This window comes from Formosa algae, assembly GCF_001439665.1.
Classification (GTDB): Bacteria; Bacteroidota; Bacteroidia; order Flavobacteriales; family Flavobacteriaceae; genus Formosa; species Formosa algae.
Window position 1 is genome coordinate 115184 of sequence record NZ_LMAK01000006.1, and the last position, 25687, is coordinate 140870.

21 protein-coding genes are annotated in these 25687 nt (G+C 33.9%); 11 read left to right on the forward strand and 10 right to left on the reverse strand.

The features are described from left to right. Positions 1-26: 26 nt before the first annotated feature. From AST99_RS01925 to AST99_RS01945, 5 genes are all read right to left on the reverse strand, one after another. A complete protein-coding gene (locus tag AST99_RS01925; protein ID WP_057778563.1) occupies positions 27-3683 on the reverse strand; it encodes a metallophosphoesterase in 3657 nt (1218 codons plus the stop codon). A 15-nt stretch (positions 3684-3698) separates the two neighbouring features. After that, on the reverse strand, positions 3699-6044 hold the full coding sequence (locus AST99_RS01930; RefSeq protein ID WP_057778565.1) for a hypothetical protein: 2346 nt from the start codon (positions 6042-6044) through the stop codon (positions 3699-3701). Between the two features lie 8 nt (positions 6045-6052). Next, positions 6053-7225 (reverse strand): Pycsar system effector family protein, encoded by a 1173-nt coding sequence (locus tag AST99_RS01935; RefSeq protein WP_057778567.1) that lies wholly within the window; start codon positions 7223-7225, stop codon positions 6053-6055. A 130-nt stretch (positions 7226-7355) separates the two neighbouring features. Beyond that, positions 7356-8303, reverse strand: coding sequence for a tRNA dihydrouridine synthase (locus AST99_RS01940; protein ID WP_057778569.1), 948 nt, complete (start codon positions 8301-8303; stop codon positions 7356-7358). A gap of 87 nt (positions 8304-8390) precedes the next feature. Continuing rightward, complete coding sequence (locus AST99_RS01945; RefSeq protein WP_057778571.1) at positions 8391-8717, reverse strand: winged helix-turn-helix transcriptional regulator; 327 nt, start codon at positions 8715-8717, stop codon at positions 8391-8393. A gap of 136 nt (positions 8718-8853) precedes the next feature. On the opposite strand from AST99_RS01945, the gene AST99_RS01950 reads away from it, so the two are divergent. Then, positions 8854-9855, forward strand: a complete 1002-nt coding sequence (locus tag AST99_RS01950) for a YhdH/YhfP family quinone oxidoreductase (RefSeq protein ID WP_057778573.1) — start codon at positions 8854-8856, stop codon at positions 9853-9855. A 123-nt stretch (positions 9856-9978) separates the two neighbouring features. Here the strand turns inward: AST99_RS01950 and AST99_RS01955 are convergent, their stop codons facing one another. Together AST99_RS01955 and AST99_RS01960 are read right to left on the reverse strand one after the other, a co-directional pair. Beyond that, entirely contained in the window at positions 9979-10743 is a 765-nt protein-coding gene (locus AST99_RS01955) for a helix-turn-helix domain-containing protein (RefSeq protein ID WP_057778575.1), read from the reverse strand. A 44-nt stretch (positions 10744-10787) separates the two neighbouring features. Further along, on the reverse strand, positions 10788-11930 hold the full coding sequence (locus AST99_RS01960) for an MFS transporter (RefSeq protein ID WP_057778577.1): 1143 nt from the start codon (positions 11928-11930) through the stop codon (positions 10788-10790). A gap of 281 nt (positions 11931-12211) precedes the next feature. Between AST99_RS01960 and AST99_RS01965 the strand changes: the two genes are divergently transcribed. The 10 genes from AST99_RS01965 (at position 12212) to AST99_RS02010 (ending at position 22405) form a co-directional block, all read left to right on the forward strand. After that, complete coding sequence (locus tag AST99_RS01965) at positions 12212-12844, forward strand: Crp/Fnr family transcriptional regulator (protein WP_057778578.1); 633 nt, start codon at positions 12212-12214, stop codon at positions 12842-12844. Positions 12845-12873: 29 nt separating this feature from the next. After that, positions 12874-13215: a rhodanese-like domain-containing protein gene (locus AST99_RS01970; protein WP_057778580.1), complete on the forward strand. Its 342-nt coding sequence runs from the start codon at positions 12874-12876 to the stop codon at positions 13213-13215. An 8-nt stretch (positions 13216-13223) separates the two neighbouring features. Beyond that, positions 13224-13805 carry a class I SAM-dependent methyltransferase gene (locus AST99_RS01975; protein WP_057778582.1) on the forward strand — a complete coding sequence of 194 codons (582 nt, stop codon included), beginning with the start codon at positions 13224-13226 and terminating at the stop codon, positions 13803-13805. 332 nt (positions 13806-14137) lie between these two features. Then, on the forward strand, positions 14138-15445 hold the full coding sequence (locus AST99_RS01980) for a TolC family protein (protein WP_157486276.1): 1308 nt from the start codon (positions 14138-14140) through the stop codon (positions 15443-15445). 9 nt (positions 15446-15454) lie between these two features. Next, entirely contained in the window at positions 15455-16537 is a 1083-nt protein-coding gene (locus tag AST99_RS01985; RefSeq protein ID WP_057778586.1) for an efflux RND transporter periplasmic adaptor subunit, read from the forward strand. Between the two features lie 109 nt (positions 16538-16646). Then, positions 16647-19841 carry an efflux RND transporter permease subunit gene (locus AST99_RS01990; RefSeq protein ID WP_057778587.1) on the forward strand — a complete coding sequence of 1065 codons (3195 nt, stop codon included), beginning with the start codon at positions 16647-16649 and terminating at the stop codon, positions 19839-19841. A 100-nt stretch (positions 19842-19941) separates the two neighbouring features. Next, positions 19942-20247, forward strand: a complete 306-nt coding sequence (locus tag AST99_RS01995) for a hypothetical protein (protein WP_057778589.1) — start codon at positions 19942-19944, stop codon at positions 20245-20247. Between the two features lie 18 nt (positions 20248-20265). Continuing rightward, a complete protein-coding gene (locus tag AST99_RS02000; RefSeq protein ID WP_057778591.1) occupies positions 20266-20448 on the forward strand; it encodes a YgaP family membrane protein in 183 nt (60 codons plus the stop codon). Between the two features lie 284 nt (positions 20449-20732). Further along, positions 20733-21887: a DUF6051 family protein gene (locus AST99_RS02005; RefSeq protein WP_057778593.1), complete on the forward strand. Its 1155-nt coding sequence runs from the start codon at positions 20733-20735 to the stop codon at positions 21885-21887. Positions 21888-21955: 68 nt separating this feature from the next. After that, positions 21956-22405 carry a GNAT family N-acetyltransferase gene (locus AST99_RS02010; protein ID WP_057778595.1) on the forward strand — a complete coding sequence of 150 codons (450 nt, stop codon included), beginning with the start codon at positions 21956-21958 and terminating at the stop codon, positions 22403-22405. 165 nt (positions 22406-22570) lie between these two features. Here AST99_RS02010 and AST99_RS02015 read toward each other — a convergent pair whose 3' ends face one another. From AST99_RS02015 to AST99_RS18670, 3 genes are all read right to left on the reverse strand, one after another. Then, positions 22571-23452 (reverse strand): carbohydrate kinase family protein, encoded by an 882-nt coding sequence (locus AST99_RS02015; protein WP_057778597.1) that lies wholly within the window; start codon positions 23450-23452, stop codon positions 22571-22573. After that, on the reverse strand, positions 23453-24949 hold the full coding sequence (locus AST99_RS02020; protein WP_198151373.1) for a mannitol dehydrogenase family protein: 1497 nt from the start codon (positions 24947-24949) through the stop codon (positions 23453-23455). 4 nt (positions 24950-24953) lie between these two features. Then, positions 24954-25687, reverse strand: a 734-nt coding sequence (locus AST99_RS18670) for a purine-cytosine permease family protein (protein ID WP_198151375.1), incomplete at its 5' end; no start/stop codon positions are given.

The window sequence follows — 25687 nt, forward strand, 5'->3', positions numbered from 1 at the left end:
TTATTTACGAATTAGTTTCTTAATAATTAAAATCCGAATCCTAAACCAAAAGCAACACGTATTCCATCTACAGAATTAAACACCCCTAATTTTGCACTTAGCAATTCAGCTCCATTTACAAAAATTCCACCGCCATAAGAATTATGCCAGCTGTTAGATTCTTCTTTAGATAACCAAACACGTCCGTAATCGAAACTTCCATACATACCAATTTTAATTGGAAGTATTGGTGTTTTTAAGTTGGTTAAACTATAGCGTAAATCTGAATTCTGATAAAAAGAACGTTTCCCAGTAAAGCGTTGGTTTCTAAAACCACGTAATCCGTCATCACCTCCTACAGATGCTGCCTGATAAAATTCATAATCGTTTCCGATATTTAGCTGAGATTTTAATGTGGTTGCTAATACCAAACGTCCGGAATGGTCTAATTTATGTGCAATAGATAATTTAGGAATCACAAAACCATAATCGCGGCCACTAATATCTAAATTTTGACTATACCCTATTTCTAAATCAAATTTTAATCCCAGTGTTGGATAAGCTTGATTATCATAATTAGAAAAATGATATCCTGTGTGTATTCCAGCAAATTGTACCTCATCAAATATATAATGTGGTAAAGTTGTTCCGTCGTCATCTACAAATCGATTTGAAGAATCGTGAACTTCTGTGGTCTTATAATGAATTCCAAAATCTACAGTGCTCCCACGTAACGAATTCCAAACTAAACTTGGCGCCACACCAAAACTTCTAACTTTTACACGATTATAATCTATGCCCAAGTCATCATCTAGATTAGATGTTTCATTACCATATCCGAAAAAATTCAAGGTGTAATTCGGACTTTGAAAATCGGCTTGAACTTTTAAATTTAAATGTCCAACGACATGTGCAAATTCGCCACTATAAAATAACTCATAACCGCTTGTCGCAAAATAATAGGCACCTTTAAATTGATGCTGACTTGTAAACGGATTACGCTCAAAACCGTATGTGGTATAGGTATCTGAAATTCCCAGTTTTAATCCGTCGTCTGGATTTGCACCAATAACGGGCAGAATTTGATTGGTATTACTTTTAAATTTTTTATAATTATATACTTGTGTATCGTAATCGTCTGTCAGTTTAATTTTAGCAGACTGGGCTTTAATTGTATTGTTTTTTTTAGATTTATAATCGTAAATCACGATATTTTTACCATTTTCAATGGTGTAATCATCGTTATTTTGTCCGCCTATTAATCTAATTTTAATCCGTTTACTTTTACCTGAAACCACAAAAGTATCATCATCATCTAAACCATATACCCAAATTTCTTTGGTGACTTTAGGATCGTATATTTTATGGTGAAACTGGTCTTTTACTGTATCGTCTTTCTTCCTTAACACTGACACTTCAACATGACCATTTTCAAGGCTATTCACCGAAATATAATCGTCTTTATTTGTTCCAGTAATCACTGCATATTTACTTATTAATTCGTAGTAACGATTAGATATATCTTTAAGATTTTTACGACGTGCTTTAATAAGTTTTTTTATTTCTAAAACGGATTGATCTTGAACTTCTTCAGGAAATTTTGAAAAGGCTTTATCGATAACGTCATCTGTAACATGCTCCTGAATGTAGGCGACTTGGGCATCCCAAACAGATTTTTCTACATCTAAAATAAACGCCACATCTAGAGGAAAAGGTTCTGCGTTAACACCTCTCACATCTCTTAAATCTTCATCATAACTTCTAAGTACTCGGGCTCCGGGAATTAAAGCGACACCGGCTGTTAGCATAAAACCTTCCGACATTCTAGAAAATGCTTGATCGCGATCTCTTGGCAAAGCTCTATATACTTTTTGTCCATTTTCTTTAAATTCTAACCATCTCCATTGGTCTTGGTGTCTATCCCAATCTCCAATAAGCATATCGAACAATCTAGCCTTTACGTAATTTTCTTGATCTAAAACCACATCTTCATCAGAATGAATTTCTTCAAACACATCGAGCGTACTTTCAATATCTCCTGTAAAATGCTCTCCAGCCAAATTCATATGACCTTCTGAAGCATGCTCTTCAAGAAAGTATAACTCGCCACCAAACTCTGAATTAAATTCTTTTAAAGCATTTTGTTTAGGCACATAATACAGTTTCGGATTTAAATGATAAACGCCAATAGCATCAGACAACACATCTATAACTAATGGTGCGTAAGGGTGTGCTCCGGTAAAGACGTCAGACACCAGAGCTTCGGCCGCAGTATCGTCAAACTGGCCTTCTACATATTGATCCCGAAACATTGCGGCTTGAATATATTGCGTTGCACTCTTTTTTAAAGCACGCATTACATACTGTTTTCCATTGCGATCTTCTAGGCGCAACGATTTGGATTGTGTTCCACCACCTTTTCTAATCGGAATCACTCCTCCGTAAAGCGTATCTAAATTTAATGTTTTTGCTAAAACTGGAGTGCTGTAATAATCGCGAAAACGCTCGCCCCACAAGAACTTATAAAAGGAAGATTTTGTAGTATTTTCTGTTGTTAGAACTGAAGCTCTAATGGAGTCCTGAAATTTACTTGGATAGGTTGTTCTATTTGGAATTACAGCCTTATGAATGTTTTTTCTAAAAACCACTTCGTTGTGTTCTGCAGTTAAAAACTGCACATCTGTAGCCATGTTTTTATGAATATTTAATACGGCATAACCATTTTCACTAGCACCAAACTGATCCTGAGAACGGGTTCTTACACCAGTTGTTTTAGATCCAGATCCACTAATAATTTGAGTTAAATTGTCTAACTGAATAAATTGTAAACTGTGTTCATGTCCCGATATAAAAATAACATGATCGTTTTGTTGGGCAGCTGCAATGAGTTGTTTACGCATGTCGTTATAAAACCAATTAGACATATCTGCATTAGAAATACCTGTTGTAGATCTTAAAATATTTTTAAGCGTTCCTATTATAGGCAACGGTTTCATATGTTCTGCGAACGTATATTGCCCATTATGTGGACCATTACTAAACATAGGATGATGAATGGCAACTAAAGTTGTTTTACCCCTTGCTTTTTTAACTTCACTTTTAAATTCGTCTAAAAATTGCTCCCGTGTTTTAATTTCGCAATCGTCGTTTATAGTCGGTTGTTTATCCCAATTGGTAATATACCATTGCGAGTCTACTAAAATTAAAACCACATCGTCGCTAATATTTATTCGATCGATACCACAACCATCTTCAGGTTTAAATGTGTTTTTTCCTAAGGCATCTTCTACTAATTTTTCCTGACGTTTTAACCCTTTTATTCCGCTATACCAATCATGATTCCCTGGTATAACATATACAGATCCTGGAAAAGTTTTGGCAACCTCCAATTGCAACTCCATAGCTTCTTTTGCGGCATCGTGTCCTTTTTCGCCTTTATCAGGGAACCCTTTTGGATAAATATTGTCGCCTAAAAAGAACAATAAATCTTCTTTTGTCGCTTTTGAAAATTGCTTTTGCATTTCTAAAAGCGCTTTGGGTGCTTTTCCATTTTCAGGCTTACCAGCATCGCCTACCAAAAAGACATTTAAGGTTTCGCTATTAATATCTTGCAGTGTTGCACCATCTTGTAAGGAATGACTAGACTCGAAAGTGGCACAACTTGCTAAGGTTAAAAAAAGTGAAAAAAGTAAAAATTTATTCATAAACTGAAGTTGCGATTAAATTGCTGCTACTATATCTGCAATAGAAAACACCGTTCCGGCATGCTCTAAACCTGTATTAATATCTGCTCGAATGGCTTTTATACCATTTGCACCTTGAAGCTCTTCAACCTCAACAATTTCTATATTTTGCCCTATATAATTTTTAGATTGAAGAAATTCAAAATAATTTAAATATTCTCGTTCTATTGTACTTGTAGAGTAAACAACACATAATTTATGTGGCTGAGTTATACGTTCTGTGGTACCTTTAATTAATGCTTTGTCTATTCGTTTTTTAATCATTTCGTAACGGACATTATAGGCGCCATCTACATCAAAATGTTTTTCATCTATACGGTAACGAATTGTTAAAGGAACATCGTAAACCAATATAAGAGAAGTAACGTCTAACTTAACAGGGAAATCTTGTTGATGTTTATAATACAAAGCTTCCATTTCGCACATGACTTGTAATTGCCACAACCTTAAATTAAATAGCATAGATTCATGATACTCATTATGCTGGGAAATAGATTGCCCTACATACATATTATGTTCAATACCATCGGTTTTAAATTTTTCGAAATAATGTGGAAAAATAGCTTGAGCATTCACCTGCTTTACATCTAAAAATATAGACATGGTTTTATTGATGCTATTAATAGTCTGATCGTATTCTTTTCTAGCCGAATAGAACAATTGCTTGTCCTGATTTACCGTGTTTAAAAAATAATCTATATCGTCATTAACCATTCCTGAAGCTTTAAAATACTTAAATAATGGATAAATCTCTTTTTCTAAAAACAGATGTATTTCTTGTTCTGTATTGTTAGTAAACGAAGCCTCTAACTCGTAAATACTCTTATCAATTTTATATACCAGTTGCTCGTAAAACGGCATACTTTGCGTGGCTAAAACATCTTCTAATATGTTTTTAATTTGTTTTAGCGCTTTGCTTAAATCTTGTCTAATAGCATCATTTCTAGCTGCAGACGAGCCAACAATATCTATTTGCCCATATAAAGGCAGTACATTTTCAAACGTAATTTCGTTAAAACTAGGAGAAATTCCTGCTTCGCGTCCTTGTATAAATCGATGAGCTTCTTCTATAAATCGCCACTCTACTGCTGAATGAATTGACGTACATTGGTTTTGTATTACCGCACTTACTTTATTTTCGTATTCATCTAAAGAGCGTTTTGAATGACTTAAAATAAATGGCATAATAGTGTCTAACTTCACCTTATTTATGGCATTTAATTGATTGATTTCGTAAGCCGCTAATTCTACTATAAACTGAAGTTTACCTTTTATTTGAATAGGTAATAATATGGCACTTTTAAATCCTTTTTCTACCAATCTTCGACTTAAATTATTTCCTTCAGTCTGTTCATGGTATCTAGGCACGTTAGATATTATAACGGGATTATGTTTAACGAATAAAGACTCATGCACATGTTTACATGCGTAAGATTTACACGATAAAGAGTGCCCTTCTTGTAAAGTTAAAGCATGTACACCAACGCCTAATGGTTGAAATAACACACCTTTATCTACTATATAATTTCCGAATTCTAGATTGTCTATGTTAAAGATTTTACGGACATCTTCTAAAATTTGTATAGAATTTTCTGATGTTCCTTCTATAAGATGTGTTTTAAATTCATCAATTCGTTCATCTAAAGTAGTATCTATCATACTTATTAGTCCAAACCCTTCTACAGTCCAAGAATCGTTTGGAAAGTAACGATCCCAAACCGATTTATCTTGAGCATTATCTAGCAGTTCGTCTAAAATTTCTGGTGTAATTTCTACGGCATTTTCGTTGGGATAAATATTTAAGAAATCGGCATTAAACGTCATTCTATATGTTCTTAGTGTTCCATTAGCATCCTCAAGTTGAATTTGTTTAGGCCGTTCAAAATCGACATTAAAGCCATAATATGTATTTAAAATAATCGCATACGGATTTAAATCTATAGAACTCTCGTTGTCTTTATACAGCCGTCTTAAAACTTCATTGACTTCGGAAGGTGTTTCATCTATAATCTTCTGGAAACGTTTAGAAACGTAGAAATATTCGTTAGAATATGGGTATAAAGCCGCTTTAATTTCATTTTGACTTAAGGCTGGCGGAAATAAAAATGCCATTAATTTATCAATCTCTTCCTTGTACGTCTTAAAGACTTCTAAGGAACGAATACCGGTTACTAATTCCGGATTTTTGTCTAAAATAGAGAGTACCTGTTCTGCCAAAAACTGTTCCATAGGTTGTGCTGAAGCCAATAGTTTTTTAAATGTTGACTTGACATACCTGAATGAAATAACGGGTTTAAATGGTCCTTTTATTAATTGTTCCATAATAGTTTTTACTTGACGGTTACTAAATAATGATAGCTAATAATAAATGTTAAAGCAGATACAATAATACCTACCATAAAAACAGTATAAGTAAGCCTTAGCAACCTATATTTTCGCTCTAAAACCAAGCCCAAATAATACAAATCTTTGGTTAGAGAGCTATATAATTTATCTTCATTTTCTTTTAAATAATCTATGCCCCATTCAAAATCTTCTAATGTCATTTTATAGAAATTTCCGAAAAATAGAATATTTGTTTTGTTTGCTTTAATCATGTCTCTAGTCACAACATTTGTACTCGATACATTTGGACGTGTTGAGATTACTGACAACACTATCGCAGAGACTGTAAAGATTAAAAGTACTAAGGTGGGATATACCAAAAAAGAGTTAGAGGCATTATCTAACTTCGGAACCAAATTAGAAAGGGCTACAGATAGAATAATCGCGTTAACAGACAATAAAATATTGGCTTTAGAATCTGCAATACCACTTAGTGTCATGTGATTTCTAAGGGTTACTCTATACATGGTTTCTACACCGCGACCTACTTTTTGAGAACCAGACTTATTGGCCTTCTTTTTTTCAATCTTATTTATTTTTTTCTGAAGCTCGTAAGCGTTCATTTCTTTTTTAGGCTGTAATTTTACTTGTGCGAAAGTGGTATAAAATTTATGCTTAAAAATAAATTCTTTGTTTTGCTTTAACCAGTCTAATTCAGAAATCTCTTCTTCCTTCTTATACTTTAACTCTAGTCTTAAACGGTCAGAAATTTCAATAAAATCTTCTGAAGCAACATGCGCACAATCGGCATCTTTAATTATTTTCTGAAGTAATGTTTTAGGCTCCTCACCTATTTTTGTAACTAAAATTAATTGTTCAACGGTTGATAAATCTGATTCTGATAAACTTGCATCTTTCATAAACTGATGCACAATACCTACACTTTCTACTTCATGCCCATCGTCTACCTTAACATAACCCGTATCGTGAAACCAGGCAGCCAATTGTAATAGCAACGTATCGTGTGCTGTACAATTTTCCATCTTAGCCAATAACATAACCGTATCTATAACATTACGAGTATGCTCTATATTGTGGTAATAATTTTTAGGTGAAAGTTGTCTTTCAAATAAATCACTAACAAAAATTTCAGCTTGTTGTATGAGTGTTTCTTTCATGATATAAAGATAATGTATTTTGACGTAGAACACCTACGTCCCCAAGTGTGCTATAAAAATCAAACTTTATTGAGTAGTCGTATATTTTTATAAAACTCAACACAAGGGCATTAAAAATTAAGAATTTAGGCTATTTTTGCTTAGCAAAAATTTCGCTAACAGTCGCTTTATAATTTCTCGGACTTCCGTTTTTCTTAATGGCTTTATACACCTTTCTTGGATCGTTAAACGATTGTGAAAAATATTCCCAAAACCCTAACATTTTCATTTTTATAGGCATAGGTCCAGATAAAGCTTCGTCGTATTGCTGATAAATAGTATCGTGAAATGCCTTAAATATTTCCCATCTATTTTCAGGGTATGTCGTTGTATTATCTTGTATCATTTGTGGTAAAAAAGGATCGGCAATTAAACCTCTGCCAATCATCCAATGGTCTATACTAGGAAAATGTTCTTGTAGCACTCTGTATGCTTCCACACTCGTGACATCGCCGTTATAATATAATTTGTGCGGACTTTGATTTACACAGTTTTGGAAGGCTTCTAAATCTGTTCCACCTTTGTATAATTGTTTTCCTATTCGTGCATGAATAGCCACGTTTTTTATAGGATATTTTTCTAGAATAGGGAACACACCAAGAATTTCTGTAGGATCGTCGTAGCCCATGCGCATTTTCATAGAAATGGTAATGTCGCTTTCGTTATGGGCTTTATGCAACACATCGTCTATTTTTGAAGGGTTACAAATCATACCAGATCCCATACCTTGTTTGGTAACCATGGGATACGGACACCCTAAATTCCAGTTTAATTCGGTGTATCCTAAAGACTCTACATATTTAATTACAAATAAAAATTCATCTGGGTCATTAGTCATAACCTGAGGAATTAAATGCGGGACCGTATTATGTTCTGGATTTAAATCGCGCTGATAATTATTCTTAATAACCATCTTCCCATTCAACCGTATATATGGCGCGTAAAACGTATCTATCCCGCCAAAATACTGATGAAATGCATTTCGAAAACGAAAGTCTGTAAATCCTTGTAAAGGCGATGATAAAAGTGTGATGGACATCCAAAAAATATTTTTGCGAAAGTAGTGAAAAACAAAATCAACTTTTCAAAAAAAGAATCTTAGCTTTCTTAAAGCTTGTGCAGGATTTTAAACTTCAGAATCTACAATACTGTCTTCAAAAAGTATTCCCCCCTTATACATTTCTTTTAACACCGGACGAATTTGTCTGCCAAGATCGGTTAAACTATACTCGACTCTAGGTGGCACTTCTGGAAACACGGTACGTTTTATTAAACCGTCTGCTTCTAACTCTTTTAGTTGCTTGGTAAGCATACGTTCACTAATATCTGTTAGCAATCGAACCAACTCGCTATATCTTTTATCGCCTTGGTATAAATGCAAGATTATTGTCCCTTTACGCTTTCCTTTTACTGTATTTATAAATGTGTCTATCGGACAATAACTTTTTTTCATTTTTTTTCGCTCTTAAGGTACTGTAAACATACAAATCTGCACAAAATGTTCGTTAACGCACTTTTTGTAAGCGGTTGATTATTAACATTATTATACTGATCTTTATACAAAAATAAGTAAAACTAATAGATTAAAGATGAAACAAGTCAATTCAACATTTAAAGCATTTAGAGTAGAAGAAGCAGATGGCAGTTATAATTGTTCGATTAAAGACATGGCATTTAGTCCTTTAGAACAAGATGAAATACGTGTTAAAGTCCATTACAGTTCTTTAAATTATAAAGATGCATTATCGGCTTCTGGAAACAAAGGAGTCACAAGAAATTTCCCGCACACACCAGGTATCGATGCAGTGGGAATAATAAAAGAATCTACAGATCCGAAATGGAATATTGGTGACCAAGTTATAGTTACGAGCTATGATTTAGGAATGAATACCGATGGCGGATTTGCCGAATACATTCAAGTCCCATCGGCTTGGGCGGTGAAGCTTCCGGAGCAACTTAGTATGAAAGATGCCATGATTTATGGTACTGCAGGATTAACCGCTGGTATGTCTGTAAAAAGACTTATAGAATTGGTTAAACCTGAAGACGGAAACATTGTTGTTTCTGGTGCAACTGGTGGTGTTGGTGGATTAAGCATATCTATATTGAGCAAATTGGGCTACAATGTTGTAGCTGTTACGGGTAAAGCATCAGAGAAAGATTTTCTATTAAATCTAGGCGCTAAAGAAATTTTATTGCGTGAAGAGATTGAAAACATGGCTAACAAACCGTTATTAAAACCACAATTTGCTGGTGGAATTGATACCGTTGGAGGTGTAATTTTAGAAAACATCATAAAAACAACCCACCCGATGGGCGCCATTACGTGTTGTGGAAACGTTGCTTCTCCTAAACTAGAGTTAACCGTATTTCCATTTATTTTACGCGGAATTACTTTAGTTGGAATTGACTCTCAGAATTCTAAAATGAAAGACCGCACAAAGGTTTGGGAAAAATTAGCTCATGCTTGGAAACCTGAACAATTAGAACACACAGCTCATGAAGTTACGTTAGAAGATGTAAACCAAAACATTCAATTAATGCTTAAAGGCCAGTTAAAAGGTCGAACTATAGTAAATTTGAAAGCTTAAATTGATAATATAGCCGCTATAAACGGATTTCAGGATTTTGTGTAGTTGAATTTATTTTTAGCAAAATTCCAGATTCTGAAATCCGCTTAAGGCGACAATATAAAATTGTTTTACTTCACAAGATTAAGTATGTTCTAATCTGTATGTAGACGGATTTACTTGTACAAACTTTTTAAAAAATCTAGAAAAACTACTCATAGAATCGAAGCCTAAAACATAGGCTAACTCTTTAATAGTAATTTCACTTTTAACAAGACGGCGTTTAGCTTCTGTAATTTGGCGTTGCTGAATAATTTGTTTTGCAGTAACATTCAGTTTTTCTTTTAAAATCTGATTTAATCGTTTTTCGCTTATGCCCATTTCGTTAGCATAATAATCCGCTTTTGTTTCTTTTAAAAAAGAGGTTTCCATGAGTTTTAAAAACTGAAATACACGTTTCTGATTTAAATCCTGATCGATAAATGTGTTATTCTGAAAACGTATTAAGTGTAACATTAACACCTTTAACACTGTTTTAAGCACAATATATGATGCCTTTTCACTTAAAAATTCATCTGTAATCAAATCAATTACACTTTTAATTTTAGCGGATTGATTTGCATCTTCTATTCTAATACGTTTAGAAGTGTTAAATAACAGCATAATTTCTAATGCGTATTCAATATCGTCTTCTTCAATTAATTCTCTTTCAAAATTAAGCAATACGCCAGAAGAACTTTCACTAATATCTTCAGGAAAGACATCGTTTAAAGGTTTAAAACTAACCGTTATAGTCGCATCATTTAAAAACTCAAAATAAATACCGAATGCATTCTCAGACAACAATTTAGTTTGTGTATAATGACCTGTTGTAATCTTAATTTTATGTATCCAGTTTAATTTACGCATTTACATTTAAAATAGAATTTAAATGCAATTATAATAAACCTAATTTAATTCGCGTCTACTTTTTTAAAGGCTAAGATTAAAACCACTCCAAAAAGTAAAGCCATAGCTGCGGCACAACCAAAAATAACAGCATAATCGTGAGATAAGTATTCTATGAATGTCGATAAGAATTGTCCGCCAAAAACACCCATGGAATACAAGCCTAAATTTTTACCCAGATTTTTACTTGAGCTCGCTTCAATCATCATATGGTTTAACAACGGAATGGTAAATCCAAAACCGATCCCAATTAAAATTGCAACTAGTATTAATAAAGGTAAGCTGGTAAACATAGCCAAGACAATATATCCAAACATAAAACAACCAAAACCAAGTCCTACGGTATTACCATCGCCTAATTTACTCACTACTTTCGGCATTTGGCTTGCGGTAATGATAGCAATTAACGATATAAAAGCCATATAATATCCGGTTATAGAATCGCTAAAACTAAACGCTTCTGGCAAGTATAATGGTAACGACACAAAACTTACAAAGAACAAGACCATAGCTGCCATTGATGCAAAGAATACAAGCCTGACTTTAGATGTATGCTCTACTTTCAATACCGTTGAATTATCTTTTAAATGATCTGTTTTTTTTACTTTAGTTAGGGTTTTAACTACCAGAACCAAACATATTAATGCCACCAAATAAATATAAAATGGATATTGCCAATGCCATTCCCCGAGTATACCACCTATAGATAAAAAGATAACACCTCCAAGTTCTATAGACATACCTTGCCACGCAATGAGTTTCATACGATCGGGACCTTGAAATACCTCAACAATAAAAGAAGTTACAGATACTTGTAACATGACTGTTGCACCTCCAAGTAAAAAACGATCTGCGATTAATACATAGTCGTTTGTAATAAATCCTCCAGCAACTCCTAAAAGCGCATAAGGCACCAACCCTAAACACAACATTTTAATCGAGCCTAATTTACCCAACATCTTTCCAACAAAAGGCGCAAAAACCACAACACCCAAAGCTGGTAATGTAATTAATAAGCCTGGAGAATAGTCAAATTTTAAATTAGAGACAATACGCCCTAAAGATGGCGCAATGACTGTGCCTACCATTATAGTTAAACTACTTATTAGTAAAACTGTAAAAATTCCGAAATTAGATATGTGTTTCATACTGCAAATCTGCAAACATTTCGGTTAATACATTTGACATCTTTTCTAATAGATTATACAAAATTGGAAATTATATAGTTTTCATTCCTTATCATACTTTATTTAAAAACAAAACCGACTCCTACCCTAACGCTTTAACCTACTAGAAACAAAATAATTAGTAAGTAACATAAGTCACTTTACAAACCATCATTAAACTGTAATTTTGAAAAAACATTACAATAAATGCTATTGTAAGCATTCAAAAAATACGTGCCAATTTCAATTTAATAATACAGATTATGATAAAGGACTTACAGAAGTGTTATGGGCATGTTTTAGAAGATGCATTACTAGAAGATATCGCGAAAGTTGGAATGATTAAAATAATACCCGAGCACGTTAAAATGATTGAAATTGGCGATTATGTAAAATCTATGCCTTTACTCATTTCGGGAGTCATTAAAATTTTAAGAGAAGATAATAATGGTAACGAATTACTCCTGTATTATCTTGAAAAAGGAAACACGTGTTCCATGACAATGGCTTGTTGTATAGATCATAAAAAGAGTAATGTTAGAGCGTTTACAGAAACCGAAGTCAAATTGATTTTAGTACCTGTAAATAAAATGGACGAATGGATGGGTAAATATGAGTCTTGGCGCAATTTTGTAATAGAGAGTTACCACAACAGAGTACTAGAACTACTATCTACACTAGATAATATTGCGTTTAAACAAATGGACGAGCGCTTAATACAGTATTTAAAAGATCAATCCAGAGTAAATCACACGACTATTATACATAAAACACACAAAGAGATTGCATACGATTTACATACCTCTAGAGTTGTGGTGTCTAGGCTTTTAAAAAAATTAGAAAAGCTAAACAAAATTGAATTAGGTAGAAATCACATTAAAGCAATCAAATTATAAACCATACATAAAATAAACACTATAACAATATGTCATTATTAAGTTCATTATTTGGATTAAGTTCACAAAAAGATGAAGCCATTACAGTTTTAAATGCTTCCGATTTTAAAGCAGCGATTTCTGCAAAGAAAGTGCAATTGATAGATGTAAGGACACCTAACGAATTCAAATCTGGTCATATTAAAGGAGCTAAAAACATAGATGCTTTTTCTGCTAATTTTAATGCACAATTAGAGAAATTAGACAAAAGCAAGGCTGTATATGTTTATTGCAGAAGCGGTGCTCGAAGCAGACAAAGCACTAAAAAATTATCGGCATTAGGATTTACTGAAATTTACGATCTAAAAAATGGTATTTTAGGCTACAATTAATTTTTTATATGGCTTTAACTGAAACCTTTTGGAATACTAAATACAAAAATCAAGATACACGTTGGGATTTAGGGGCGGTTTCTCCGCCTTTAAAATCTTATTTTGATCAATTAACAAATACCGATTTACGTATTTTAATTCCTGGTGGCGGACATGCGCATGAAGCCGAATATTTACATAATAACGGATTTAAAAATGTATATGTTGTAGATGTTTCTGAAATCGCTTTACAACATTTTAAAAATCGCGTGCCTACTTTTCCCGAAGCTCATATCATTCAGAAAAACTTTTTTGAGCTTGACATGATTTTCGATTTAATTATTGAACAAACATTTTTCTGTGCCATTACGCCCAACTTAAGGCCAGAATATGCTAAACAAACTCACAATTTATTAGCCACAAAAGGCAAGGTTGTGGGCTTACTTTTTAATGTTCCGTTATATCAAGACCATCCTCCTTTTGGCGGACATCAAGACGAATATCACGGTTATTTCAAAGAAAATTTTAAAATCCAATCCATGGAAGCCTGTTATAATTCGCATGAATCTAGAGCAGGTAGAGAACTCTTTTTTAAAATTCAGAAGCATTAATTATATATCCAATTCACGGCTTGAAAACACATCAATTTTGAAATCTTTTACCATTTTTTAGCAACCTAAAGCTGCTAACATTCTAGCCTATTTTCTTCCTTCATATTAATCGCAACTGCTTTATAATAAATTGCCGCTTCCTTAAAGCTTTGTTTACAGATTTAAAAGACTGTAGTGTATAAAAACACAAAAATACATTTGATTAAAACAAACTATATATCAGATAGATACATCTTAAAAAAGATACAACCATTTTATATTTCCTTAAGTAACCTAAGTAACTGACCACCGTATTTTATTGCTCTATTTTTGACTCAATAAATTACATGAAAATGAAAAAAAGACACCTTTTAGTATTTAGTTTTTTTCTATTTACAATCTGGCTTCAAGCACAAAATATTACCCCAATTAAAAAAGCTGAAGTCTTAACAAAAGTTATGGAAGAAAATAGATCTATAAAAATTTCTGAACAAGAATATAATGAAGCGCAAGCAGATTATAGACAAACCAATGCGGTGTATTTACCAAATATTACAGCATCTCATACAGCTTTAGCGACCACAAATCCGTTAATGGCATTTGGGTCTAAATTAAATCAAGAAATTTTAACGGCTAACGATTTTAATCCGGATCTGTTGAACGATCCTTCTCAAATAGAAAATTACGCTACAAAATTTGAAATTCTACAACCGTTAGTTAATGTAGATGGCGTGTATCAGCGTAAAGCCGCTAAGACAAAAATGCATGCTATGGCTCTGCAAACCGAGCGTACCACAGACTATTTAACGTTTGAAGTAGATAAAGCTTATATGCAATTACAGTTGGCTTATAAAGCTGTAGATGTGTTGGAAAAAGCATTGGAAGCTGCACTGGCCAATAAAAAATTAGCCGATAATAGTTTTAAACAAGGCTATTTACAACGTGCAGATGTGTTGTCTGTAGACGTGCGTGTTAACGATGTTAAAAACCAGTTGCAATCTGCGAAGAGTAATGTGCAAAATGCATCAGATTACATTTCGTTTTTAATCAATGATAAAACAGATGTTATTTACCAACCTACAGACAGTTTAACAGTAAACATACTAAGCTTAACTGATAAAACTATTTCTGAAAGCAGATCAGATATTCAAGCCATGCAATTATCTACAGAAGCTTATCAGGACATGTATAAAGCAGATAAAATGGCATTCTTACCGCGTTTGAATGCTTTTGGAAGTTACGAGTTATACGACGACCAGATTTTCCATGCAGATGCGAGCGGTTATATGTTTGGTGCGCAATTAAGCTGGGATGTGTTTCAAGGTTCTAAACGCTTTGGTAAAGCACAAAAAAGTAAAGCAGAATTCGAAAAGTCTAAATATCAATACGAGCAATATGTATCGCAAAGTCAGTTAGAGCTTAACAAAGCAAAACGCATGCTTTTAGACGCAGAAAGCAAACTAGAATTAACGGCTTTAGCCTTAGAACAATCTAAAGAATCTTTAAGAATAAGAACCAGCAGATTTGGTGAAGGTTTAGAGAAAACAACAGATTTATTATTGGCAGACACCCAATACGCAAAAAAACAATTAGAGTATTACCAAACTGTTTTTGAATACAATTACGCACAAGCCTATTTACAATTTTTAACTAAAGACTAATTTATCAAGATGAAAACATACACTTATATAATCGCCTTAATTGCAGTATCCATATTCACGACAAGTTGTGGAAGTGACGAGAAAAAAGTAGACGTAGACCGTACGTCACCAATAGCTGTAACGGTAAGCGCTATACAAACCAACCAAAACAATCCGTTTGTAACTGCTAGCGGAAAAATTCAAGCTAAAAACAGTGCCGATTTAAGCACACGTTCTATGGGCTATGTAAATAGTATCCCTGTGAATGTTGGAGACCAAGTACGTAAAGGTCAATTATTAATCGCTATAAATAATGCCGATTTACAAGCTAAAAGTGCACAAGTAGACGCGAGTATTACTGAGGCTACTGCTGCATTTAACAATGCTGAAAAAGACTATAACAGATTCCAAAATTTATTTGCCGATAATAGTGCTTCTCAAAAAGAAATGGATGACATGACAGCCAACTTTGAAATGGCTAAAGCCCGTTTAGAAGCTGCGAATCAAATGAAAAACGAAGTAAATTCCCAGTTTGCATATTCTAACATTAAAGCGCCATTTTCTGGAATAGTAACCAGTAAGAACATAGAAGTTGGTGATATGGCCAATCCAGGAATGCCTTTAATTTCTGTTGAAGCGCCAGGTCTATTTGAAGTATTGGCTATGATACCAGAAAATGAAATTTCTGAGATTAAAACCGGCACAGATGTGAACGTTACAGTAAAATCTATCAACAAAACGGTAACTGGAAAAGTCACCGAAGTGAGTACTTCTGCAAAGCATACTGGCGGACAATATTTAGTTAAAGTGGTTTTAAATAAAACAGAAGCCCCTTTATTATCGGGAATGTTTGCAACGGTTCAGTTTCCTGTCGCTAAAAAAGCATCGGCATCAAGTATGATATTAATTCCAACTTCTGCACTAGTTACCCGCGGACAACTTACGGGTGTGTATACTACAAGTCAGAGTGGAACTGCCGTTTTACGTTGGTTACGATTAGGGCGCACGTATGGCGATATGGTTGAAGTGTTATCGGGATTAACTGAAAACGAATCGTATATCGTAACTGCAGAAGCAAAATTATTTAATGGTGCCAAAATTTCAATTCAATAACTAACACACCGCGTTAAGGATAGCAGCGACATCCTTTTTATTGTGCATTAAAACCACAGTAAAAAGATATAGCGAATAGCCTGTTTAAACGCCCAAAAAAAGATAAATTATGAAAGAAGGTTTAGCAGGGAAAATAGCCAAAGTCTTTATAGGCTCTAAGCTAACTGTACTTTTAATGATCGTGTTTATGGTTATTGGAGTGTATAGTTCATTTTTAATTCCGAGGGAAGAAGAGCCACAAATTGATGTGCCAATGGCCGATATTTTTGTGGGCTATCCTGGGGCAAGTCCTACAGAAGTTGAGTCGCGAGTTATAAAACCTTTAGAAAAATTAATTTCGAATATTAAAGGTGTAGAATATGTGTATTCAACCTCGATGAAAGAACAAGGTATGGTGATTGTTCAGTTTTATGTAGGTGAAGATATCGAGCGTTCGTTTGTAAAATTATACAACGAAATTAATAAACATATGGACGAAATGCCCGAAGGTGTGACGTTTCCGTTGGTTAAAACACGTGCGATAGACGATGTACCGATGTTGGGTTTAACGTTGTGGAGTGAAAATTACGACGATTACCAACTAAAACAAATGGCGCAAGAGTTAACGGATGAAATTGAAAAAGTAAACGACGTAGCCATTACACAAAAAATTGGAGGAAGAAATCGCCAAATGCGTGTGGTTTTAGACAAAGATAAATTAGCGGCAAGTGGCTTAGATTTCTTGACCGTTTCTGAAATGATTAAAGCCAATAACAAACAACTTAGCGCTGGTAGTTTTGATAAAAGTGACACCGAATTTCTTGTAAACACAGGAAAATTCTTAGAAACAGTTGAAGATGTTGAAAATTTAGTAGTCGGTGTACAACAAAATCAGCCTATATATTTAAAACAGATTGCAACCATCGTTGATGGTCCTGAAGTACCTCAAAATTATGTGAGTTTAGGTTTTGGACAAGCGAGTGAAAATGGCACAACATACAATTCTGAATATCCTGCAGTAACCATTTCTATTGCAAAACGTAAAGGTGCAGATGCCATGAAAATTGCAGATGTGATTTTAGATAAAGTAGACCATTTACGCAAGCATTTAATTCCGGACGATGTACATGTAGAAATTACAAGAAACTACGGAGAAACGGCTTCTAAAAAAGTATCGGAATTATTATTACACCTTATCGGTTCCATTATTGCCGTAACTTTTGTTGTGATGTTAGCTATGGGTTGGCGTGGTGGTTTAGTGGTGTTTTTATCGGTACCAATCACCTTTGCGTTAACACTGCTAAGTTATTATATGCTAGATTATACCTTAAACCGAATTACCTTATTTGCGTTGGTATTTGTAACGGGTATTGTGGTAGACGATTCTATTATTATTGCAGAAAACATGCACAGGCATTTTAAGATGAAACGTTTGCCGTTTAAACAGGCCGCTTTATATGCCATTAACGAGGTAGGAAACCCAACAATTTTAGCCACGTTTACGGTAATTGCTTCGGTGTTACCTATGGCATTTGTGTCTGGTTTAATGGGACCATATATGTCGCCAATGCCAATTGGAGCTTCTATTGCTATGATTTTATCTTTATTTGTAGCTTTAACGATAACGCCATATTTAGGGTTTATTTTTCTACAAGAAAAGGATAAAAAAGGACAGCCAGAAAAAGTTGAAAAACCTATGGAAGACACGCTTATTTACAAATTGTACGATAAGTTTGAGCGCCCATTACTAGAAAACAAAAGTAAACGTTGGTTGTTTTTAGGCATCACTTTTGTAATTCTATTGGCGTCTATGGCCTTGTTTTTCACCAAATCTGTAGCGGTAAAAATGTTACCATTTGATAATAAAAACGAATTCCAAGTCGTAATCGATATGCCTGAAGGCACAACATTAGAGCGAACAGCTGTAGTGACTCAGGAAATTGCACAATATTTATCGACCCGACCAGAAGTAGTAAATTATCAAAGTTATGTAGGCACCTCTGCTCCTATTACTTTTAACGGTTTAGTACGTCATTACGATTTACGTGGCGGAAGTAATATGGCAGACATTCAGGTGAATTTAGTCGACAAAGAAGAACGTACAGCACAGAGTCATGATATTGCCAGACTGTTACGTCCAGAAATTCAAAAGACAGGTTCTAAATACAATGCCAATGTAAAAATTGTTGAAGTTCCGCCAGGACCTCCAGTAATGTCTACTATTGATGCTGAAGTTTATGGTCCGGATTATGACGAACAAATTAACGTTGCCAACCAAATACAAAACATTCTTAAAAACACTGAAGATGTTGTAGATATAGATTGGATGGTTGAAGCCGATCAGGTAGAATACGGATTTAATGTGAACAAGGAAAAAGCCATGTTGTATGGAGTTGCTCCACAGCAAATAGTATACACCTTAAATATGGCTTTGTCTAACCGAGCAATTACGACGCTTTACGATGAAAATGCATCTCACCAAGTGGGATTAGTTTTAGCCTTAGACGAAAAAGAGAAATCGACCATTAATGATATATCGCAATTAAAGGTAAAATCTAACCAAGGCCAAATGATTACTATTGGTGATTTGGTAGATATTTCAGAATCTACTAAAGCAAAAAGTATTTACCGTAAAAACCAAAAACGTGTGGTGTATGTTATGGGAGATATGGCTGGAAATTTAGAAAGTCCGGTGTACGCTATTTTAGGTATGGAAGACAAATTGAAAGACGTAAAACTTCCTGAAGGCTATTCACTAGATGAGATGTATTTAGGTCAGCCAGAATTTGAAGATAATTACACCGTGAAATGGGATGGTGAATGGCAAATAACTTTGGAAGTCTTTAGAGATTTAGGAATTGCATTTTTAGGTGCCATTATAATTATATACTTATTAATTGTGGGATGGTTCCAAAACTTTAAAGCACCAGTAGTTATGATGGTAGCTATACCCTTATCGTTAATCGGAATTATACTTGGACACTGGATTATGGGAGCTTTCTTTACGGCGACTTCGTTTATTGGAATGATTGCACTTGCGGGAATTATGGTACGGAACTCCGTGTTACTTATCGACTTTATAAACTTAAGGTTAGACGAAGGCGTGCCTTTAAAACAAGCAGCTATTGAAGCTGGAGCAGTGAGAACAACACCCATTTTATTAACTGCAGGAACTGTAGTGATTGGAGCCTTTGTTATCTTATTCGACCCTATTTTTCAGGGCTTAGCGATTTCATTAATGGGCGGAACTATAGTTTCTACCGTACTAACATTATTGGTTGTGCCTTTAGTGTATTATATGATTGAAAAAAAGAATTATAAATAATTAGCCTTGTCGAATGCAATCAAAACGACAAACAAACTAGCAATTCTAACCATTATAAACAGGTTTTGGTTGCGCTCGAAAGGCCTTAACTCTACACATCATGAAATTAGTTATAGTAACCTCTGTTGGAGATTTTCAAAAAGAAATTTTGAGGCTCTTCAAAAAAGCAAATATTGAAAATTTTAGTAGTTCGGATATCGAAGGCTTTAAAAACAACACATCTGTATTAATGGAGTCGCAATGGTTCTCTGGTGAAAAGCTTAGCAATGCTTCAGATTTATTTTTCTCTTTTACAGAAGATAAACATATTGATACGCTTTTTGATTTAATTAAAGCGTTTAATGCAAACTTAGAAACCAATAATCCGATTCGCGCTATTGTAGTTCCAGTAGAGCGATTTATATAACCTAAAACTTAATATAACATGTTAAACACATATTTTAGAACAATTGTAGGTACTATGGTATTACTAAGCGTAGTCCTAACCGTATATGTTAACCCAAATTGGATGTGGTTCACCGTTTTTATAGGGGTGAATTTAATTCAATCGGCCTTTACAAAATGGTGCTTATTAGAAACCATTTTAAAGAAATTAGGCGTAAAATAAGGTTCTTTTTTTTATTATGAACATAACTTAAAATGTGTGATGCTGTGTTACATAGCAAATGTTTCAATCCTAAATCCAAATTGAAAAACAGCACATTTCTAGTTATGTTCAATATAAATTCTGTTTCATCTCTTGATTAAAAACAATCGCTTTCCTTCTATTATCAGCTCTATTTTTGGTAAATTTACGTAGTGTCTAAGTCAAAATTATAGTGACGCATTCTTGTTTCCCTATAGACTTAAACATAAAGATCACTGAGTAGTTAGTATTCTTAAATGCTTAACATGAATATAGAATTAGTAGAGTATCCTTTTGAATCGTTATCGTATAATATACTTCCCGGAACAGACGATTACGAATGTATTAAACATCACTTAAAATTAAAAAACACGGCTCAATTCCACACAGAAGTTGGCACCATTCACGATAATGTACATATAAAAGACATTTGTGTAAACGAGAATCGTTTTTTTAACTATCAGATTATAAAACCAAAAAATAACGACGTTGCTAAAAAAGTTATTTTTCTTTTGCACGGTTTTAACGAACGCGATTGGACAAAATATTTACCTTGGGCAGAAAATATTTGCGAAGGCACCGGCAGCCATGTGGTGTTATTCCCTTTGGCATTTCATATGCAGCGTGCGCCTAAACATTGGAGCAGCAAAAGGGATATGTATAAATTAAGTGAGGAACGCAAAAAAAGATATCCTAACATTATTAATTCTACACTGTCTAACGTAGCCATTAGCATGCGATTACATGCCATGCCTCAGCGTTTTATTTATTCTGGACTACAGACGTATCACGATATTATTCAGCTAATAGAAGAATTTAAATCTGGGAAAAACCCACACATTAATAAGGATTTTCAATTCGATATTTTCGCGTATTCAATAGGAGGTTTTCTTGCTCAAATATTAAAACTGACCAATTACAAAAATTATTTCTCTGATGCTAAAATGTGTTTATTTTGTAGTGGCACAACATTTAACCGGTTTTCTTCGGTCTCAAAATTCATTTTAGACAGCGAAGCCAACGTGGCATTATATTCCTTTTTAATCGAGCATTTCGATAAGTTTTTAAAGCAAGATGCTATTCTAAAACATTATATTTTAGAAGATCATTTGGAAGGAGAAGTCTTTCATGCCATGCTCGATTACCAAAAAATGAGAGTCTTTAGAGAAGATTTATTAAAAAAACATGAAGATCAGATTTATGCTATAACTCTAAGAAAAGATCATGTTATTCCATCTTTCGAAATTATTAATACATTGCAAGGCGCTTATCGCGATATTAATATAAAAGTAGAAGAACTCGATTTTGACAGAGATTATACTCACGAAGATCCGTTTCCAGCAACGAAACATAATAGTGAAGAGATTTCTAAAGATTTTAAGATGGTTTTTAAAAAAGTTTGCGATTTTTACAATGCATAATCTATGAAGAGATTTTAAATTATAATTTAAAGTTCTTCTTTGCTACCTAAAAATTAATAACGCATGATATGGAACTTTTAAGAACAGATTCAAACCATAAAGATTTTATAGCCTTAGTGAAATTGTTGGATTCTGATTTGGCAATAAGAGATGGTGAGGATCATGCCTTTTATGCGCAATTCAATAAAATTGATATGCTTAAACATGTTGTAATTGCCTATAATAATGCTATTCCCGTTTCTTGTGGCGCTATTAAACCATTTGATACTACAAGTGTTGAAGTGAAGAGGATGTATACGGCAGAACAAAGTCGCGGGCAAGGATTAGCTTCTATCGTGCTTTCTGAATTAGAACAATGGGCTAAAGAATTAGACTACACCTCTTGTGTGCTAGAAACTGGCATGCAACAACCAGAAGCCATTGCTTTATATCATAAAAACGGCTATGAGCTTATTCCTAATTATGGACAATATGCGAACGTAGAAAATAGCCGATGTTTTAAAAAACATATTATTTAAACATCTCTCGTTTCTGATTTAACTTCAAATTAAATACGGCAGGCATGTTAGAGCCTGAACAAATTGAAAAACATCCACATTAAACCATATTAATTTGAAAAGTACAACTAAAAAAGCCTCAAAATTAATTTGAGGCTTTATAATACATTACTTAATTAGAGGGATTTAAGTGTGTATAAATGCATGTATATCAGTTTCATCAAGTTTTGGATTAGCACCTTCGTGACTGGCCACTAATGCACCAACTGCACAAGCATAATCTATAGCGATTTGCGGTGGTGTATTTACAAGTAATTTGGTAATTAAAGACCCTAGAAAAGAATCGCCTGCACCTACAGTATCTACTACATTTACTTGATAGCCTTCGTTTTCATAAAATGTACCATCTAAGTATAAGAGTGCACCTTCAGATCCTTTGGTAACACAAACACATGTCGTGTTGGTTTTATCTGCGATAAACAAAATCGTATCTTTTAAGTCTGTCGATTCAAAATTTAGAGATTTTGAAATTTCAAAAATTTCATCATCATTAAACTTAATAAAATCGGCTGTATCCATTAAATAACTCAAAACCGCCGTGGTATAATGTGGGGCTCTTAAATTAATATCTAGTATCTTATATTTTGCGACTTCTAATAGCGCATACAATGTGGCACGAGAAGTTTTATCTCTGGCTACTAAACTACCAAATATAAAAGCATCTGCCTGTTTTGTTTGTTCTACAGCAGTTTCTGTAAGCTGAATATTATCCCAAGCACGATTAGCATTAATGGTGTAGGAAGCAGATCCTGTTTCGTCCAAAACAACATCTACAGCTCCAGTTTCTAGCGTATCATCAACCTGAACATTTTTAGTATTAACACCATGTGCTTTAATAAAGTCAAAAATTTCAGCACCTTTGGTATCGTCTCCTATTCTAGTAATAATAGACACTTTATTTCCAAAAGACTGTAATCTTAATGCGACGTTTAGGGGTGCGCCACCAATTTTTTTATGTGTTGGAAACACATCCCATAAAACCTCGCCGAAACAAACAATATTTTTCATTTAACTATGTTTTAAAACCGATGTATTCCAAGCAATAACACTCTGTTCTACACCGTTATCAGAAATAGAATTATAAGCTTTTGTAAAGGCTTTCACAAAGGTTTCTGATGTTTTTAATTTTCCAAAAATAGATTCTAATTCTAAAAACTCTGAAGGATTTTCTTTAGCCAATTCTGCTTGTTTTGCTAAAGAGGCTTGCATGACATCTTTTATAATTAAATCGTGTTGATTTTCGTCTTTTCCTAAACTATAAATTGCCCAAGCTGCAACAACTAGAGCTGCAAAATCTACAGAGCCCTGTCTTGCTAATTGCGCATTTACAGTAGGTAATACAAATATTGGGAATTTAGCTGAGCTTTCTGAACAGATACGATCAATTTGATCTTTCATATAAATATTTCCAAATCTATGTAATAAGGTTTCTTTATATTTATCTAAATCTACGCCTTCTAAATCTGATAAAGTTGGAGTCACTTCCTCGTCCATATACAATCTTAAAAACGTACTAATTTCAGTATTATAAACCGCTTCATCTATAGTGGTATACCCTCTTAATGCTCCTAAAATTCCTAATACAGAGTGTCCAGCATTAAGCAGTGTTAATTTCATTTTTTCATACGGATCTACGTCGGCTACAAATTGTGCACCTACAGTTTCCCAAGCAGGTCTTCCGGCTTTAAATTCGTCTTCTATAACCCACTGATGGAAAGGTTCGCAAACCACTGGCCAAGCATCATCAATTCCAGAAGATGCGTTTAGATTTGAAATGTCTACAGGTGATGTTGCTGGTGTAATACGATCTACCATACTGTTTGGAAAAGATACATTATCTTCAATCCAAGCCATTAGTTCTGGTTCTGCTTTTTCAACATAACTTAACAACATCCGTTTAGCTAAATCGCCGTTACCTTTAATATTATCGCATGACTGAATAGTAATCGCTAAACCTTTTGCTTTTCTTCGCTTTAAGGCTTGAGTTAAATATCCGAAAATAGTTTTCGGTGCGTCTGGATGTTCTAAATCGTATTGAATTTGTGGATTCTCAAAATCGAATGCTTCAGTAGCTTCGTTATAATTATAGCCTCCTTCTGTAATAGTTAACGTTATGATTTTGATACCTGGACTAGCCATTTTATCAATAACCTGCATCGGATTTTCAGGAGCATATAAACATTCTACAATAGAACCGATAACGCGTTTAGTTAATGTACCATCTAATTCTTTAATAATAAGCGTGTATAAACCATCCTGGGCTTTTAATGTATTGTATATTTTAGTGTCGAAATCTAATAATGCAACACCACAAATACCCCAATCTGTAACACTAGTATCGTGTAATAATTGATCTGTGTAAAACGCTTCATGTGCTCTGTGAAATCCACCAATCCCTACATGTACAATACCTGCTTTTACTTTAGAACGATCGTAAGTTGGGCAAGATATTTTTTTGGCAACTTCAGCCAAATTCATCTGATTAAGTTTAATTAAATTTTCCACGATATTATATGTTTTTATTTTTTCCTCTTTTTAATTTCCAATATGCCGTTACAAAATATATTAGTGTACATACAAAAGCATAACGATAAAAAATCTCTCTGTTATTAATATAAATATTTTCGTCTGCACTACCAAATAATACATTACAAGCTAATACTAAAGTTATGGCTAAGGATATTAACGCTACTCCGCCTAAAATTTTAGAAAATAGAGAATGATCCTTAATCGTTTTCGTTACATGTTCAGCTTTTTGCTCTTGGTAAGCTTCTATATTTTCATTTCTTACTTTTTCTTTTAATTCTTCTACTGGATAGCTTTCTTTAGCACCATATTTTCCAGCCAAAAGGGTATAAATAATAATGGTAAATAACCATGTTGGTAAGAACAGATAGTAGAATGGCATCACGTCTATAATATTTAAACCAAACCCAAACACTAATCCTAATCCCCAAGAGACTATCGCAGGTGTACTAAAAGTTAATTGTTTGTAATGTGACCAATACCTTGTATAACCAATTTTTGGAAATATTTGGTGTTCTGCAAATACGATTCCTCCTACTGGAACGACTAATAAACCAGCATAAGTTAATAAAGGCAATATTTGACTAAACACAAAAGGGAAACATGCAACTATCATGGTTATAATACCAACCACCATAGTTGTTTTTTTACGAGAATGCGAATTAAAAACAGCTTGTGCTGCCAAACCAGCACGATATAAATTAGCGATAGCTGTAG

Coding starts and splice junctions, on each gene's coding strand:
- AST99_RS01965 (WP_057778578.1), top strand. CDS start 12,212: ATGATAAAGGACTTACAGAAGTGTTATGGGCATGTTTTAGAAGATGCA.
- AST99_RS02005 (WP_057778593.1), top strand. CDS start 20,733: ATGAATATAGAATTAGTAGAGTATCCTTTTGAATCGTTATCGTATAAT.
- AST99_RS01980 (WP_157486276.1), top strand. CDS start 14,138: ATGAAAAAAAGACACCTTTTAGTATTTAGTTTTTTTCTATTTACAATC.
- AST99_RS01975 (WP_057778582.1), top strand. CDS start 13,224: ATGGCTTTAACTGAAACCTTTTGGAATACTAAATACAAAAATCAAGAT.
- AST99_RS01960 (WP_057778577.1), bottom strand. CDS start 11,930: ATGAAACACATATCTAATTTCGGAATTTTTACAGTTTTACTAATAAGT.
- AST99_RS01945 (WP_057778571.1), bottom strand. CDS start 8,717: ATGAAAAAAAGTTATTGTCCGATAGACACATTTATAAATACAGTAAAA.
- AST99_RS01940 (WP_057778569.1), bottom strand. CDS start 8,303: ATGTCCATCACACTTTTATCATCGCCTTTACAAGGATTTACAGACTTT.
- AST99_RS01985 (WP_057778586.1), top strand. CDS start 15,455: ATGAAAACATACACTTATATAATCGCCTTAATTGCAGTATCCATATTC.
- AST99_RS01925 (WP_057778563.1), bottom strand. CDS start 3,683: ATGAATAAATTTTTACTTTTTTCACTTTTTTTAACCTTAGCAAGTTGT.
- AST99_RS02000 (WP_057778591.1), top strand. CDS start 20,266: ATGTTAAACACATATTTTAGAACAATTGTAGGTACTATGGTATTACTA.
- AST99_RS01950 (WP_057778573.1), top strand. CDS start 8,854: ATGAAACAAGTCAATTCAACATTTAAAGCATTTAGAGTAGAAGAAGCA.
- AST99_RS01970 (WP_057778580.1), top strand. CDS start 12,874: ATGTCATTATTAAGTTCATTATTTGGATTAAGTTCACAAAAAGATGAA.
- AST99_RS01930 (WP_057778565.1), bottom strand. CDS start 6,044: ATGGAACAATTAATAAAAGGACCATTTAAACCCGTTATTTCATTCAGG.
- AST99_RS02010 (WP_057778595.1), top strand. CDS start 21,956: ATGGAACTTTTAAGAACAGATTCAAACCATAAAGATTTTATAGCCTTA.
- AST99_RS01995 (WP_057778589.1), top strand. CDS start 19,942: ATGAAATTAGTTATAGTAACCTCTGTTGGAGATTTTCAAAAAGAAATT.
- AST99_RS01935 (WP_057778567.1), bottom strand. CDS start 7,225: ATGAAAGAAACACTCATACAACAAGCTGAAATTTTTGTTAGTGATTTA.
- AST99_RS01990 (WP_057778587.1), top strand. CDS start 16,647: ATGAAAGAAGGTTTAGCAGGGAAAATAGCCAAAGTCTTTATAGGCTCT.
- AST99_RS02015 (WP_057778597.1), bottom strand. CDS start 23,452: ATGAAAAATATTGTTTGTTTCGGCGAGGTTTTATGGGATGTGTTTCCA.
- AST99_RS01955 (WP_057778575.1), bottom strand. CDS start 10,743: ATGCGTAAATTAAACTGGATACATAAAATTAAGATTACAACAGGTCAT.